Raw genomic sequence first — 12,530 nt, forward strand, 5'->3', positions numbered from 1 at the left:
CTGGAGACACCGACATGACCGCACCCTTCCGACGATCCCGCGCGGCGTCCGCCGCAGCGCTGGCCCTCGCCTCCGCGCTCGCCCTCACCGCCTGCTCCGGCGCCTCCGACGCGGGCACCGGCTCGGGCGACTCCGCCCCGGTCGACGGGGGCCGCCTCCGGCTCGCGTTCTTCCCCGACAACGCGGCGTTCTCGTGCGTCGACCCCTTCCAGACCTACTGGATCGAGCACCGCACGGTGATCCGCAACGTCGCCGACTCCCTCACGGACCAGGACCCCGAGACCGGCGAGATCCGGCCCTGGCTCGCGACCGACTGGACGGTGAACGACTCCGGAACCGAGTACACCTTCGACCTGCGGAGCGACGTGACCTTCTCGGACGGCACCGCGTTCACCGCCGACAGCGTCAAGACCGCCTTCGACAGCGCGCAGGCGACGCTCGCCGAGCTGCCCTCCGCCTACGGAGGCGTCTACCTCGCGGGCTACGCCGGCACCGATGTCGTCGACGCCGACACCGTGACCGTGCGCTTCGCCGCTCCGAACGCCTCGTTCCTGCAGGGCACCTCGACCACGAACCTGGCGATCCTCGCGGCCTCCTCGTACGCCGCGACCCCCGAGGAGCGCTGCCTCGGGAACGTCGTCGGCTCGGGCCCCTTCACCCTCACCGACTACACCCCGGGCACGGGCATCACGCTCGACAAGCGCGACGGGTACGCCTGGGGCTCGGCGCTGCGCGAGAACACGGGGGAGGCGCACCTGGACGGGATCGACGTCACCTACGTCGCCGAGGACAGCGTCCGCGTCGGACAGCTCACCAGCGACGAGATCGACGTCGCCTGGCCGCGCAACCCGATCACCGAGAACGACCAGGCCGTGATCACGGGCGGCGGCGACACGGTCGAGAGCCGCGCACTGCCGGGGCCCGCGAGCAACTACTACCCCAACGTCGCCGAGGGGCGGATCCTCTCGGACGAGCGGGTGCGGCAGGCGGTGCAGAAGGCGATCGACCGCGAGACCTACGCGACGACGGTGTTCGGCGCCGACTACCCGGCGGTGACGAGCGTCTACAACACGACCACGCCCTACTGGGTCGACGAGTCGGACGCTCTGGCGTTCGACGCCGAGGGCGCGGGGGAGCTGCTCGACGAGGCCGGCTGGGAGCTCGGCGACGACGGGTACCGGTCGAAGGACGGCCGCAGGCTGACGCTGTCGGTCCCGATCGTCGCGCAGTTCGGCGCGGGCGATCAGCTGATCCAGGACCAGCTGAAGCAGGTCGGCATCGAACTCGAGCTGAACGTGATCACCAATGCCCAGCGCGCCGACGTGCTCGGCAGCGGGCAGTACGATCTGATCTCGACCTACTACACCCGGGCCGATCCCGGAGTGATCCAGTGGATCGTCGACTCGCGCGTCGCGGGGTCGAAGGCGCAGGCGGTCAACAACTTCGTTCCGGAGCAAGCCGCCGAGGTGCAGGCCCTGCTCGACGAGGGCGTGCAGACGGTCGACCCGACCGCCCGTGCCGCGGTCTACGCCGAGCTGCAGGACTACCTGATCGACGACGCGCTCGTGTTCCCGTTCGCCGAGCGGGTGCAGCTGGCGGGCGTCTCGTCCCGCGTGCACGGCTTCCGCTTCACCTCGGAGTCGTTCGGCGACTTCGCCGACGCCTGGATCCAGCCGTGACGACCCTCGAGGCCCCGCCCGCCGCGGTCGGCGGGAGGCCGGGCTCGCGCTCCGCCTCCTCCGGCCTCGGCCGGTACGTCCTCGGGAGGGTCGCTCAGGCGGTCCTCGTGCTCTGGGCCGCGTACACGGTGACCTTCGCCGTGCTGTGGCTGCTGCCGAGCGATCCGCTGGCGCTCCTCCTGTCGGCCAACAACGTCGAGCTCGACTCGCTCTCGCCGCAGCAGCTCGCCGAGGCGCAGGCGCGGTACGGCCTCGACCAGCCGGTCTGGCAGCAGTACGCGGGCATGCTCGGCAGCGCGTTGCGGGGCGACTTCGGCACGTCGATCACGAAGGGGATCCCGGTCACCGACCTGATCGCCGAGAAGCTGCCGGGCACGCTGCAGCTCAGCGCTCTGGCGATCGGCCTCGCCCTGGTCGGCGGCACGGCGCTCGCATACCTCGCGGCGCTCGTGCAGTGGCGGCCCCTCAAGACCGTGCTGGGGAGGCTCCCCTCGGCGGGAGTGGCGTTCCCGGGCTTCTGGATCGGGCTGCTGCTCATCCAGTTCTTCGCCTTCACGCTGCACCTGCTGCCGTCCACGGGCAGCGCGACGCCGGCGAGCCTGATCCTGCCGGCGGTCACGATGGCGATCCCGACCTCGGCGATGCTCGCCCAGGTGCTGATCCGCAGCTTCGCGGACGTGCAGGCGGAGTCGTACATCACGACCGCGCGGGCGAAGGGGCTCGGTCGGGCGGCGGTGCAGTGGCGGCACGCGTTCCGCAACGCCTCGCTCCCGACGCTGACGATCCTCGGCGTCCTCGCCGGCAACACCGTGACGGGGGCGATCGTGGCCGAGACGATCTTCGCCCGGCAGGGCATCGGCATTCTCGCCCAGGAGTCGGTGCTCACCCAGGACGTGCCGGTGGTCCAGGCGATCGTGGTGCTCGCCGCCGCGGTCTTCGTGGGCGCGAACCTCCTGGTCGACCTGCTCTACCCGCTCCTGGATCCGCGCATCACCTACACCCCGAAGGCGGCTCGACCGTGACGCTCGCACTCACCCGTCCCGACACCTCCGTCGAGGCCGCGCCGCCCGTCGTGACTCCCGTCGCGACCGCGCACGGGCGCGGGGCGCGGCGGCGGCGGACGCTCCGCCTGCTCCTGCGCCGACCGGGCTTCCTGATCGCCCTCGCCTTCGCCGTCTTCGTGCTGGTGTCGGCGATCGCTCCCGCGCTGTTCACCTCGTACGATCCGTACGCGACCGCTCCGATCGACAAGCTCCAGGCGCCGAGCGCCGCGCACCTCTTCGGCACCGACGAGCTCGGCCGCGACCTGTTCGCCCGCGTCCTGCACGGCGGAGCGCTCACGATCCAGGCGACCGTGATCGCCCTGGCCATCGCGCTGGTCGGCGGTCTGACACTCGGGGTCGTCTCCGGCTACGCAGGAGGAGTCGTGGACGCCGTGATCATGCGGATCGTCGACGTCCTGCTCGCCGTCCCGGGCCTGCTGCTCGCGCTGGCGATCGTCACGGCGATCGGATTCGGGACACTGCCCGTCGCCCTCGCGGTCGGGATCGGGATCCTGCCGGGATTCGCGCGGACGACGCGGGCGGAGGTGCTCCGCGTGAAGACGCTGCCCTACGTCGAGGCGGCGCGCACCGGCGGAGCCACGCGCCTGCGGGTGCTGGTGCGGCACGTGTTGCCCAACTCCTGGGGCCCGGTCGCCGTCCTCGCCGTCCTGGATCTCGGCACGGCGATCATCGCGGTCGCGGCGCTGAGCTTCCTCGGCTTCGGAGCCGCTCCGCCCGCGGCCGAGTGGGGCACGCTCATCTCGACCGGCCGCAACTACCTGGTGACGAGCCCGTGGCTGTCCCTGCTGCCCGGCCTCTTCGTCGGACTGCTGGTGTTCTCGCTCAACCACGTCGCCAAGACGATCGAGGAGGTGCAGCGATGAGCGCGCTGGTGCGGCTCGAGAGCCTCTCGGTCTCCTACGACGGCCGGCCCGTGGTGCACGACGTCTCGCTCGAGATCGCCCCGGGCGAGATCGTGGCGGTGGTCGGCGAGTCCGGCTCCGGCAAGTCCACGACCGCGAACGCCGTGCTGGGCCTGCTCCCGGCGAACGGCCGCGTGAGGGGCGGATCGATCACGATCGACGGTTCCGACGTGACCGCCGCGTCAGAGAAGGAGCTGCGCCGACTCCGCGGGCGGGTCGTCGCCCTCGTGCCGCAGGATCCGATGGTCGGGCTGAACCCGACGCTGCGCATCGGCGCGCAGGTCGCCGAGTCGGTGCGCCTGCGCGGAGTCGACCGCCGCTCCGTCGACGCGGAGGTGCTGGCGGCGCTCGCCGAGGCCGGCATCGACGACCCGGAGCTGCGCTCCCGGCAGTACCCGCACGAGCTCTCGGGTGGACTGCGCCAGCGGGCGCTCATCGCGATCGCGCTCGCGGGGAAGCCACGGCTGATCATCGCCGACGAGCCCACCTCGGCACTCGATGTCACGGTGCAGAAGCGGATCCTCGACCACCTGCAGTCGCTGGTCCGGGAGCAGGGCATCTCGCTCCTGATCATCACCCACGATCTCGCCGTCGCCGCCGACCGGGCCGACCGGGTGCTCGTGATGCGCTCGGGCCGCGTGGTCGAGGAGGGGGCACCCGCCCGGATCCTCGTCGCTCCCCGCGAGGAGTACACCCGGGCGCTGATCGCCGCCGCCCCGGGCCTCGGACACGGCGGCGCGATCGTGCCGCGCTTCACGCGGGTGGAGCCCGCTCCGGAGGTGCTCCGGATCGAGAACGTGGTGCACGAGTTCGCCCTGCCGGGCCGCCGTGCCGACCTCCGCGCGCTGGACGACGTGTCGTTCTCGATCCGCGCCGGGCAGACCCTCGCCCTGGTGGGGGAGTCCGGATCGGGCAAGACGACCGCCCTGCGGATCGCGCTCGGACTCGTCGCGCCGACGAGCGGACGCGTGCTCGTCGAGGGCGTCGACGTGACCCGGGCGCGCGAGCGGGAGTGGCGGCCGCTGCGCCGCCGGATCCAGCTCGTGCACCAGAACCCGTTCGCCGCGCTCGACCCCCGGTTCACGGTGCTCGAGTCGGTGATCGAACCGCTGGTCTCGTTCCGCATCGGGGACCGCTCCTCCCGGCTGCAGCGGGCCCGCGAGCTCCTCGAGCGCGTCGGGCTGCCGGAGTCGTCCCTCTCCCGGCTGCCGGTCGAGCTGTCCGGCGGCCAGCGCCAGCGCGTCGCCCTCGCCCGGGCTCTCACCCTCGGCCCGGACCTCGTGCTCCTCGACGAGCCGGTCTCGGCGCTCGACGTGTCGGTGCAGGCGCAGATCCTCGACCTGCTCGTCGAGCTGCAGCAGGACCTCGGAGTGGCGTACCTGTTCGTCTCGCACGATCTCGCGGTCGTCGCGGAGGTCTCGCACGAGGTCGTCGTGCTGAACCGAGGACGCGTCGAGGAGGCGGGGACGACCGGGCAGGTCTTCGGCTCGCCACAGGCGGAGTACACCCGGGCGCTCCTGGCCGCCGTGCCGGGCACCACCGTCGCGGGAGCCGTCGCATGACCGGCCGCTTCGTAGTGATCGGAGCGGGCGCCGTGGGCTCCGTCCTCGCCGCGCAGCTCCACCTCTCCGGACACCCCGTCGTCCTCGTGGCCCGCGGAGAGCAGCTCCGCGTGCTGCGCAGGAGCGGGCTCACCGTGCGCCGGCCGGCGGGCGACGAGACCGTCGCCGTGCCGGTGGCCGCGGGCCCAGAGGGCGTCGCGCCGACCCGCGGCGACGTGCTCGTGCTCGCGGTCAAGGCGCAGGACGCCGAGGCGGCGCTCGCCGAGTGGGCCTGGACACCGCTGGTCGACGGGGGAGCGGGCGCCGACCTGCCCGTCCTCACCCTGCAGAACGGGCTCGCGGCCGAGGACGCGGCGCTGCGCCGCTACCGCGACGTCTTCGGCGTCTCGATCGGCATCGCCGCGAGCTTCCTCGAGCCCGGCGAGGTCGTCTCGCCGTCCTTCCCGACCGTAGGGGTGCTCTGGATCGGCCGGTACCCGGACGCGGAGGACCCGCGCGCCGAGGAGTACGCCGCGATCCTCCGCCGAGCCGGATTCGCCGCCCGCGCCGTCGGCGACATCAGCGGCTGGAAGGCCCGGAAGCTCGTCGTCAACACGGCGAACGGCCTCGACCTCTTCGCCGGCACGGACGACGAGAGGGCGCAGGCGCGCACGGCGCTCGCAGCGGAGGCGCGGGCCGTGCTGCTCGCCGACGGCCGCGCGATCGCCGAGGACGACGGCACGCGCCTCGTCGTCGATCCGGTCCCCGGGCACGTCCCCGGGCGCCTCTCCACCTGGCAGAGCTTCGCCCGCGGCGCCGGGAGCGAGGTCGATCTGCTGAACGGCGAGATCGTGCTGCTCTCGCGGCGCACCGGCGTGCCCGCGCCCGTGAACGAGCGCCTCCAGTCCCTCCTCGGCCGACGCGGAGCGGAGGCGGCCCGCGCGCCGCTCGCGCTGGCCGAGCTCCTGCATCCCCACAACGTTCCCTCAGAGAGAGTTCCCGCATGACCGCCCCCTCCCTCGCACCCGCTCCCCTCGCCTTCGACGAGCCCGACGGGATCGCCCCGCGCGGCACGCTCGTCGTGCTCGCAGGCCGGGGCGAGACCCCGGCCGTCTACGAGCGCTTCGGCTCCCGCCTCGCACGGGATGCCTACCGGGTCCGCGTGCTCGGCGAGGCGACGGCCGACGGCGTCGCCGATGCCGCGCGGGCGCTCCTCGCCGATCCGTCCCTCGTCGCCCCCGTCGTGCTCGTCGGCTCCGACGCAGGCGCGGCGATCGCGCTCGAGATCGCGGCCACCACCGCGGTCGACGCCGTCGTGGTCGCGGGCCTCCCGGTCCGCCCCGAGGGAGCGGCCGTCGCCGATCGCACCGCCTGCCCGGCCCACGCCGGCGTCCTCGCCCGCGAGACCGGCTCCGTCGCCACCGCTGTCCTGCCGCCCGAGCTGCTCGCGGTGGCGGCGAGCGCCGTCGCGGTGCCGCTGCTCGCCCTGCACGGCGAAGCCGACCCGGTCAGCCCCGTGGAGGAGGCGGTCGCCGTGCACCGCACCGCCCCGCACGCCGAGATCCATCTGGTCGCGGGCGGCCGGCACGACGTCCTGAACGACGTCTCGCACCGCTCCGTCGCCGCGACCGTCGTGCTCTTCCTCGAGCGGGTCAGGGCCTCGGCGGGTGCCGCGCCGATCGTCGAGCGGCTCGACGCGTGAGCGCCCTCGCGCCCGATCTCCCCTCCCTCCGCGCCGACCGCTCGGGCTGGTCCCCGGGCGGAGTCCCGGCGGAGGTCGTCCGTGCCCGCTCGGTCGACGAGGTGCGCGCGACCCTCGCCCGGGCGTCCGCGGAGGGGATCCCCGTCGTGACGCGGGGAGCCGCCTCCGGGCTCGCGGGAGCCGCCAGCGCCGGGGAGGGCTCGCTGATCCTCGACGTCTCGGGACTGGACCGCATCCTCTCGATCGACCCCGTCGACCAGGTCGCGCGGGTCGAGCCCGGCGTGATCACGGCCGATCTCGACCGGGCCGCCGCCGAGCACGGCCTCCTCTACGCCCCGGACCCCGGCAGCGTGGAGATCTCGACCGTCGGCGGCAACATCGCGACGAACGCCGGCGGCCTCCGCGGAGCCAAGTACGGGGTCACCCGCGACGCGGTCCTCGCCCTCGACGTCGTGCTCGCCGACGGATCGCTCGTGCACCTCGGGCGCGACACCCTGAAGGGCGTCGTCGGTCTCGACCTCACGGCACTCGTCGTGGGCTCGGAGGGGAGTCTCGGCGTCGTCGTCGGCGCCACGCTGCGGCTCCTCCCGCGGCCCCGGTCCGTCGCCACCGCCGCGGCCTACTTCGCCGACGTCGCGACCGGAGCCGAGGCCGCCACCGCCCTCGCCCGTGCGGGCCTGCGCCCGAGCGTCCTCGAACTGGTCGACGACCGCACGCTGGGGGCGATCGACGCCCTCCGCGGCACCGCGCTGGCCCTCCGCGGCGGCGCGTTCCTCCTGGTGCAGACCGACGGCTTCGGCGCGGCCGACGAGATCGAGGCGGTCCGCACCGTCCTCGCCGAGACCGCCCTCAGCGTCGAGACGACGCTCGACCCCGCGGAGGGACTCGCGCTCGCCTCCGCTCGCCGCGACGCCCTCCCCGCGATCGAGGCGCGCGGCCGGGTCCTCATCGAGGACATCGCCGTGCCGCGGTCCCGGCTCGCCGAGGCGATCCGGCGGGTGCACGCGATCGCCGAGGACACCGGTGCCGACGTCTACGTCTTCGCCCACGCGGGCGACGGCAACCTGCACCCGATCATCCGCGTGCGCGACGACTCCGACACCGCCCGCCTGCAGGCCGACGCCGCCGCGGAGGCGGTCTTCGCCCTCGCTCTCGAGCTCGGCGGCACCGTCAGCGGCGAGCACGGCGTGGGCGCCCTCAAACGCGAGTGGGCCCGCCGCGAACTCGGACCCGAGGTCGTCGCCCTCCAGCGAGCGGTGCAGCGGGCCTTCGATCCGCAGGGCATCCTGAATCCCGGAACAGCGCTGTGAGCGCCCCCTCGAAAGGACCGTCATGACTGACACCCCCGCCCGGAGCGACGTCCTCGTCGCCCCCGACGAGCTCGAGGCGGCCCTCGCCTCGCCCGAGCCGCCCTTCGTCCTGGACGTGCGCTGGCGGCTGGACCGCCCCGACGGGCGCCCGGCGTACCTGGAGGGCCACCTGCCCGGCGCGGTCTACGTCGACCTCGACCACGAGCTGGCGGAGCACGGTGCACCGGAGCAGGGACGGCACCCTCTGCCCTCCGTCGAGCGGCTGCAGGAGGCGGCGCGCCGCTGGGGCCTGCGGCAGGGGCAGTCCGTCGTCGTCTACGACGACCTCAAGAACCTGTCGTCGGCCCGTGCCTGGTGGCTGCTGCGCTACGCCGGCGTGGCGGACGTGCGCCTGCTCGACGGCTCGCTCCGCGCGTGGACCGGCTCGGGCCGCCCGCTCGCGACCGGGCCGGTCGAGCATCCGGAGGGGGACGTGGAGCTGCGCTACGGCGCGCTGCCCGTACTCGACATCGACGCCGCCGCCGCCCTGCCCGGGCACGGCGTGCTGCTGGACGCCCGTGCACCCGAGCGGTTCCGCGGGGACGTCGAGCCGATCGACCCGCGGGCGGGGCACATCCCCGGCGCCCGCAACGCTCCGGCGACCGCGAACGTCGACGACTCCGGCCGCTTCCTGCCGGGCGACGAGCTCCGCGCCCGCTTCGAGTCCCTGGGCGTCACCGGCGACGCGCCCGTCGGCGTCTACTGCGGTTCCGGAGTGACGGCCGCAGCCGATGCGGTCGCCCTCACGCTCGCGGGCTTCGCCCCGCAGGTGTTCCCGGGCTCCTGGTCGCAGTGGTCCAACACGCCGGGCCGCCCTGTCGCCGTCGGCGACGCCTGAGCCGCGCAGAACGACGGAGCGGCCGCCCTCGGATCCCGAGGACGGCCGCTCCGTCGTTCGAGCAGGTCAGCCGAGCCGCGAGTGCTCGCCGAGGTGGTGCCAGGTGCGGTTGTGGTAGACCAGCGGCGCCGTGGCGTCCGAGTCCTCGGGAACGTGCGCCTCGAGGGCGTGCACGGCCACGATCGTGGACGAGCCCGCCTCCATCCGGTTGATGACGGTGCCGCGGATCCACGCCGCGGCGGCCGGGAAGTAGGGCTCGCCCGTCGGCAGCCGCGACCAGAGCGACGTGTCGGCGAAGCGGTCGATCCCGCTCGTCGAGCCCAGCCGCGCGAGGTCGAGCTGCTGCGCGCCGAGCAGGTGCACGACGAGCGTCTCGGAGGCGCGGATCGCGGGCGTGCTCGAGGAGGCCGCCGACAGCGAGAAGACGAAGAGCGGAGGCTCGGCGCTGACCGAGAACACCGAGGTCGCGGTCAGGGCGACCGGGCCGGTGCCCGGGTCGGCCGTGATCAGCGCGACGCCCGCGGCGTGGTTGCGGAACGCGAGCTTGAACTCCTCCGGGGACAGGCCGGCGAAGGCCGCGCGGTGGTGCGCGCCGGCGTCGGCGTCGGAGGTGGTGGCGAGGTTCTCACGGCTCATCGGAGACTCCTGATCGTTCGGGGTGCGGCGCGGCGACCGGGACGGCCCGCCTTCGTGCCGCAGCACGGTCCCTCCAGCCTGTCGTACAGACCCCGGGACCTCGGCCGCATTGCGGAGTATGACACCGGCGCCTGCAGGTCCCCTCGGCATCCCGCAACCGGTGGCAGAAGACCGGATGCCCGCGCAGACTCGGAGGATGGCCCACCGTGTCCGCGAGTCCTCCGCCCGCCCCGAGAGCAAGGTCTGCGCCTCCTGCGGCCGCGAGATCCAGTGGCGCGCGAAGTGGGCGCGCGACTGGGAGGACGTCAAGTACTGCTCCGACGCCTGCCGTCGCCGGGGAGTCGGCCCGGAGGAGGCGCGGTTGGAGGACGAGATCCGCACCGTCCTGCTCGCCCGGGCGGCGTCCTCGACCGCCTGCCCGTCGGAGGTCGCGCGGAAGGTCGGCGGCGAGGACTGGCGGCCCCTGATGGAGCCCGTGCGCCGCGCGGCGCGCCGGCTCGTCGACCGCGGCGAGATCGAGATAGTGCAGGGCGGGCAGGTCGTCGATCCGTCGCGCGCGAAGGGCCCGATCCGGCTCCGACGGCGCCGCGGAGGGCCCCTGTCGCCCGGAGGCACCGCGGGCTAGCGTGTGGGCATGCCCCGTGACGCCGTCGTCCTCACCGTCCCCGGACCTCACGGCGATCGCGAGGTGCGGCTCTCGAGCCCCGACCGGGTGCTCTACCCCGCGCCGGGGATCACCAAGCGCGAGGTCGCCGAGTACCTCATCGCCGTCGGCGACGCGTTCGTCGCGGCCAATGGCGACCGCCCGATCTCGCTGCAGCGCTTCTCCTCCGGGATCGACGGCGAGCAGTTCTTCTCCAAGAACCCGCCCAAGGGCGCACCGGAGTACGTCCGATCGGTGCCGGTGACCTACCCCAGCGGACGCGTGCATCCGCAGCTCGTGATCGACGAGCCCGCCGTCGCGGTCTGGGCCGCGCAGATGAACACGCTCGTCTTCCACCCGTGGGCCTCGCGGGCGGAGGACTCCGACCACCCCGACCAGCTGCGCATCGACCTCGACCCGCAGCCCGGCACCGGCGTCGCCGAGGCGGTGCGGGCCGCGCACGTCCTGCGCGAGGTGCTCCGCGAGGCGGGGCTGGAGGCGTTCGTGAAGACCTCCGGCAATCGCGGGCTCCACGTGTTCGCGCCGATCGTGCCCGAGCACGAGTTCCTCGTGGTGCGCCACGCGGTCATCGCCGCCGCCCGGGAGCTCGAGCGGCGGATGCCCGAGGACGTCACCACGGCATGGTGGAAGGAGGAGCGCGGCGAGCGCCTCTTCGTCGACTTCAACCAGGCGAACCGCGACCGCACCATCGCCGGCGCTTACAGTCCGCGTCCTCTGCCGCACGCGCCGGTGTCGTGCCCCGTGGAGTGGGAGGAGCTCGACGGCGTCGACCCCGCCGCCTTCACGATCCGCACGGTACCGGACCGCCTCCGCTCCACGGGCGACCCGTGGGCGCGGATGCACGAGACCGCGGGCACGCTCGAGACCCTGCTCGGCTGGTGGGAGCGGGACGTGTCGGAGGGGCTCGGCGAGCTGCCCTTCCCGCCCGACTTCCCGAAGATGCCGGGGGAGCCGCCGCGCGTGCAGCCGAGCCGCGCGAAGAAGCCGGTCGGCTGACCGCCCCTCAGCCCAGGACGTCCTGCAGGTCGTAGGCGACCGGCTGCTCCAGCTGCTCGAACGTGCACGAGCGCGCCTCGCGATCCGGGCGCCAGCGCTCGAACTGCACCGTGTGCCGGAACCGGTCGCCCTCGCGCTGGTCGTAGCGCACCTCGAGCACGCGGATCGGTCGCAGCCGGACGAAGGACGTGTCCTTGGCGCCCGAGAAACGGCTCCGCTCGCCGTCGCCGCGCACGGGGTCGCCCGACTCGTCGCGCTCCACGGCGTCCGCGAGCTCGTCGACGAGCTCGATCCGGCGCGCGTCCGAGAAGGCGGAGGCGCCGCCCACCTGCAGTAGCTGGCCGTCGTCGTCGTAGAGGCCCAGCAGCAGGGAGCCGACGCCGGGCTTCGAGGTGTGCTCGCGGTAGCCGATCGCGACGACGTCGGCCGTCCGGTGGTGCTTGATCTTGAGCACCGTGCGCTTGCCGGGGGAGTACGGGGCCGCGAGCGGCTTCGCGATCACTCCGTCCAGGCCCGCTCCCTCGAACCGCTCGAGCCAGTCGCGGGCGAGGGCCTCGTCGTCGGTGCTGCGCCCGAGGTGCAGCGGATGCGGCACGCCCTCGAACAGGTCGGCGAGCGCCGCGCGGCGGGCCGAGTACGCCTCCTCCAGCAGCGAGCGCCCGGCGACGGCGAGCAGATCGAAGGCGACGAGCATCGCCGGGGTCTCGGCGGCGAGCGTGGCGACCCGGCTCGCGGCCGGATGGATCCGCTGCGAGAGGAGGTCCCAGTCGAGCCGCTGCGCGCCGTCGGGCCCGGTCGCCAGCACGATCTCGCCGTCGACGACGCAGCCGTCGGGGAGGAGGCGTCCGAGCGCCTCGACGAGCTCGGGGAAGTAGCGGGTGAGCGGCTTGGAGCCGCGGCTGCCGATCTCGACGACGCCGTCGGAGACCGAGACGATCGCGCGGAAGCCGTCCCACTTGGGCTCGTAGGAGAAGCCGCCCGCGACGCTGTCCTGCGCGGGGACGGCGGCCACCGCCTTGGCGAGCATGGGGGCGATCGGGAGGGGGAACGGGAGGTCCATCCTGCGATCATCCCGGGCGCCCCGGCTCGGCGCACCCCCTTCGGGCGCGTCCGACACCGCCACCCGCGCGCCACTCGGCTTTCGTTCTGCGCCACTGCA

At 74.0% G+C, this 12,530-nt stretch carries 12 protein-coding genes; 10 read left to right on the forward strand and 2 right to left on the reverse strand.

All coding sequences use genetic code 11. The features are described from left to right. Positions 1–14 precede the first annotated feature (14 nt). Genes ASF48_RS18375 through ASF48_RS18410 form a run of 8 tightly spaced genes read left to right on the forward strand, consistent with a single transcriptional unit; the run spans position 15 to position 9,075 of the window. On the forward strand, positions 15–1,679 hold the full coding sequence (locus ASF48_RS18375) for an ABC transporter substrate-binding protein (protein ID WP_055794806.1): 1,665 nt from the start codon (positions 15–17) through the stop codon (positions 1,677–1,679). After that, the gene (locus tag ASF48_RS18380; RefSeq protein ID WP_082481797.1) at positions 1,676–2,701 is read left to right on the forward strand and encodes an ABC transporter permease; all 1,026 of its coding nucleotides are present in this window, start codon (positions 1,676–1,678) and stop codon (positions 2,699–2,701) included. The genes ASF48_RS18375 and ASF48_RS18380 overlap by 4 nt, the downstream gene beginning before the upstream one ends. Beyond that, positions 2,698–3,606 carry an ABC transporter permease gene (locus ASF48_RS18385; protein WP_082481799.1) on the forward strand — a complete coding sequence of 303 codons (909 nt, stop codon included), beginning with the start codon at positions 2,698–2,700 and terminating at the stop codon, positions 3,604–3,606. The genes ASF48_RS18380 and ASF48_RS18385 overlap by 4 nt, the downstream gene beginning before the upstream one ends. After that, the gene (locus ASF48_RS18390; RefSeq protein ID WP_055794808.1) at positions 3,603–5,207 is read left to right on the forward strand and encodes a dipeptide ABC transporter ATP-binding protein; all 1,605 of its coding nucleotides are present in this window, start codon (positions 3,603–3,605) and stop codon (positions 5,205–5,207) included. Before ASF48_RS18385 ends, ASF48_RS18390 begins: the two co-directional genes overlap by 4 nt. Next, positions 5,204–6,193, forward strand: coding sequence for a ketopantoate reductase family protein (locus ASF48_RS18395; protein ID WP_055794811.1), 990 nt, complete (start codon positions 5,204–5,206; stop codon positions 6,191–6,193). Before ASF48_RS18390 ends, ASF48_RS18395 begins: the two co-directional genes overlap by 4 nt. Further along, positions 6,190–6,888: an alpha/beta hydrolase gene (locus tag ASF48_RS18400; RefSeq protein WP_055794813.1), complete on the forward strand. Its 699-nt coding sequence runs from the start codon at positions 6,190–6,192 to the stop codon at positions 6,886–6,888. Before ASF48_RS18395 ends, ASF48_RS18400 begins: the two co-directional genes overlap by 4 nt. Then, positions 6,885–8,198 carry an FAD-binding oxidoreductase gene (locus ASF48_RS18405; protein WP_055794815.1) on the forward strand — a complete coding sequence of 438 codons (1,314 nt, stop codon included), beginning with the start codon at positions 6,885–6,887 and terminating at the stop codon, positions 8,196–8,198. The genes ASF48_RS18400 and ASF48_RS18405 overlap by 4 nt, the downstream gene beginning before the upstream one ends. 22 nt (positions 8,199–8,220) lie before the next feature. Next, positions 8,221–9,075 carry a sulfurtransferase gene (locus ASF48_RS18410; RefSeq protein ID WP_055794817.1) on the forward strand — a complete coding sequence of 285 codons (855 nt, stop codon included), beginning with the start codon at positions 8,221–8,223 and terminating at the stop codon, positions 9,073–9,075. A 66-nt stretch (positions 9,076–9,141) separates the two neighbouring features. On the opposite strand, the gene ASF48_RS18415 is transcribed toward ASF48_RS18410, so the two are convergent. Beyond that, positions 9,142–9,711, reverse strand: a complete 570-nt coding sequence (locus ASF48_RS18415; protein ID WP_055794819.1) for a flavin reductase family protein — start codon at positions 9,709–9,711, stop codon at positions 9,142–9,144. 196 nt (positions 9,712–9,907) lie between these two features. On the opposite strand from ASF48_RS18415, the gene ASF48_RS18420 reads away from it, so the two are divergent. After that, positions 9,908–10,336 (forward strand): DUF2256 and DUF3253 domain-containing protein, encoded by a 429-nt coding sequence (locus ASF48_RS18420; protein WP_055794820.1) that lies wholly within the window; start codon positions 9,908–9,910, stop codon positions 10,334–10,336. A 9-nt stretch (positions 10,337–10,345) separates the two neighbouring features. Then, positions 10,346–11,371, forward strand: coding sequence for a non-homologous end-joining DNA ligase (gene ligD, locus ASF48_RS18425; protein ID WP_200931051.1), 1,026 nt, complete (start codon positions 10,346–10,348; stop codon positions 11,369–11,371). Between the two features lie 7 nt (positions 11,372–11,378). Here ligD and ASF48_RS18430 read toward each other — a convergent pair whose 3' ends face one another. After that, entirely contained in the window at positions 11,379–12,431 is a 1,053-nt protein-coding gene (locus ASF48_RS18430) for an ATP-dependent DNA ligase (protein ID WP_055794822.1), read from the reverse strand. Positions 12,432–12,530: the final 99 nt, after the last annotated feature.

This window comes from Rathayibacter sp. Leaf299, from assembly GCF_001423055.1.
Classification (GTDB): Bacteria; Actinomycetota; Actinomycetes; order Actinomycetales; family Microbacteriaceae; genus Rathayibacter; species Rathayibacter caricis.

Excerpts from the sequence above, each read along its gene's own strand:
- ASF48_RS18410 (WP_055794817.1), top strand. The coding sequence starts at position 8,221 with ATGACTGACACCCCCGCCCGGAGCGACGTCCTCGTCGCCCCCGACGAG.
- ASF48_RS18400 (WP_055794813.1), top strand. The coding sequence starts at position 6,190 with ATGACCGCCCCCTCCCTCGCACCCGCTCCCCTCGCCTTCGACGAGCCC.
- ASF48_RS18415 (WP_055794819.1), bottom strand. The coding sequence starts at position 9,711 with ATGAGCCGTGAGAACCTCGCCACCACCTCCGACGCCGACGCCGGCGCG.
- ASF48_RS18420 (WP_055794820.1), top strand. The coding sequence starts at position 9,908 with ATGGCCCACCGTGTCCGCGAGTCCTCCGCCCGCCCCGAGAGCAAGGTC.
- ligD (WP_200931051.1), top strand. The coding sequence starts at position 10,346 with ATGCCCCGTGACGCCGTCGTCCTCACCGTCCCCGGACCTCACGGCGAT.
- ASF48_RS18430 (WP_055794822.1), bottom strand. The coding sequence starts at position 12,431 with ATGGACCTCCCGTTCCCCCTCCCGATCGCCCCCATGCTCGCCAAGGCG.
- ASF48_RS18390 (WP_055794808.1), top strand. The coding sequence starts at position 3,603 with ATGAGCGCGCTGGTGCGGCTCGAGAGCCTCTCGGTCTCCTACGACGGC.
- ASF48_RS18375 (WP_055794806.1), top strand. The coding sequence starts at position 15 with ATGACCGCACCCTTCCGACGATCCCGCGCGGCGTCCGCCGCAGCGCTG.
- ASF48_RS18395 (WP_055794811.1), top strand. The coding sequence starts at position 5,204 with ATGACCGGCCGCTTCGTAGTGATCGGAGCGGGCGCCGTGGGCTCCGTC.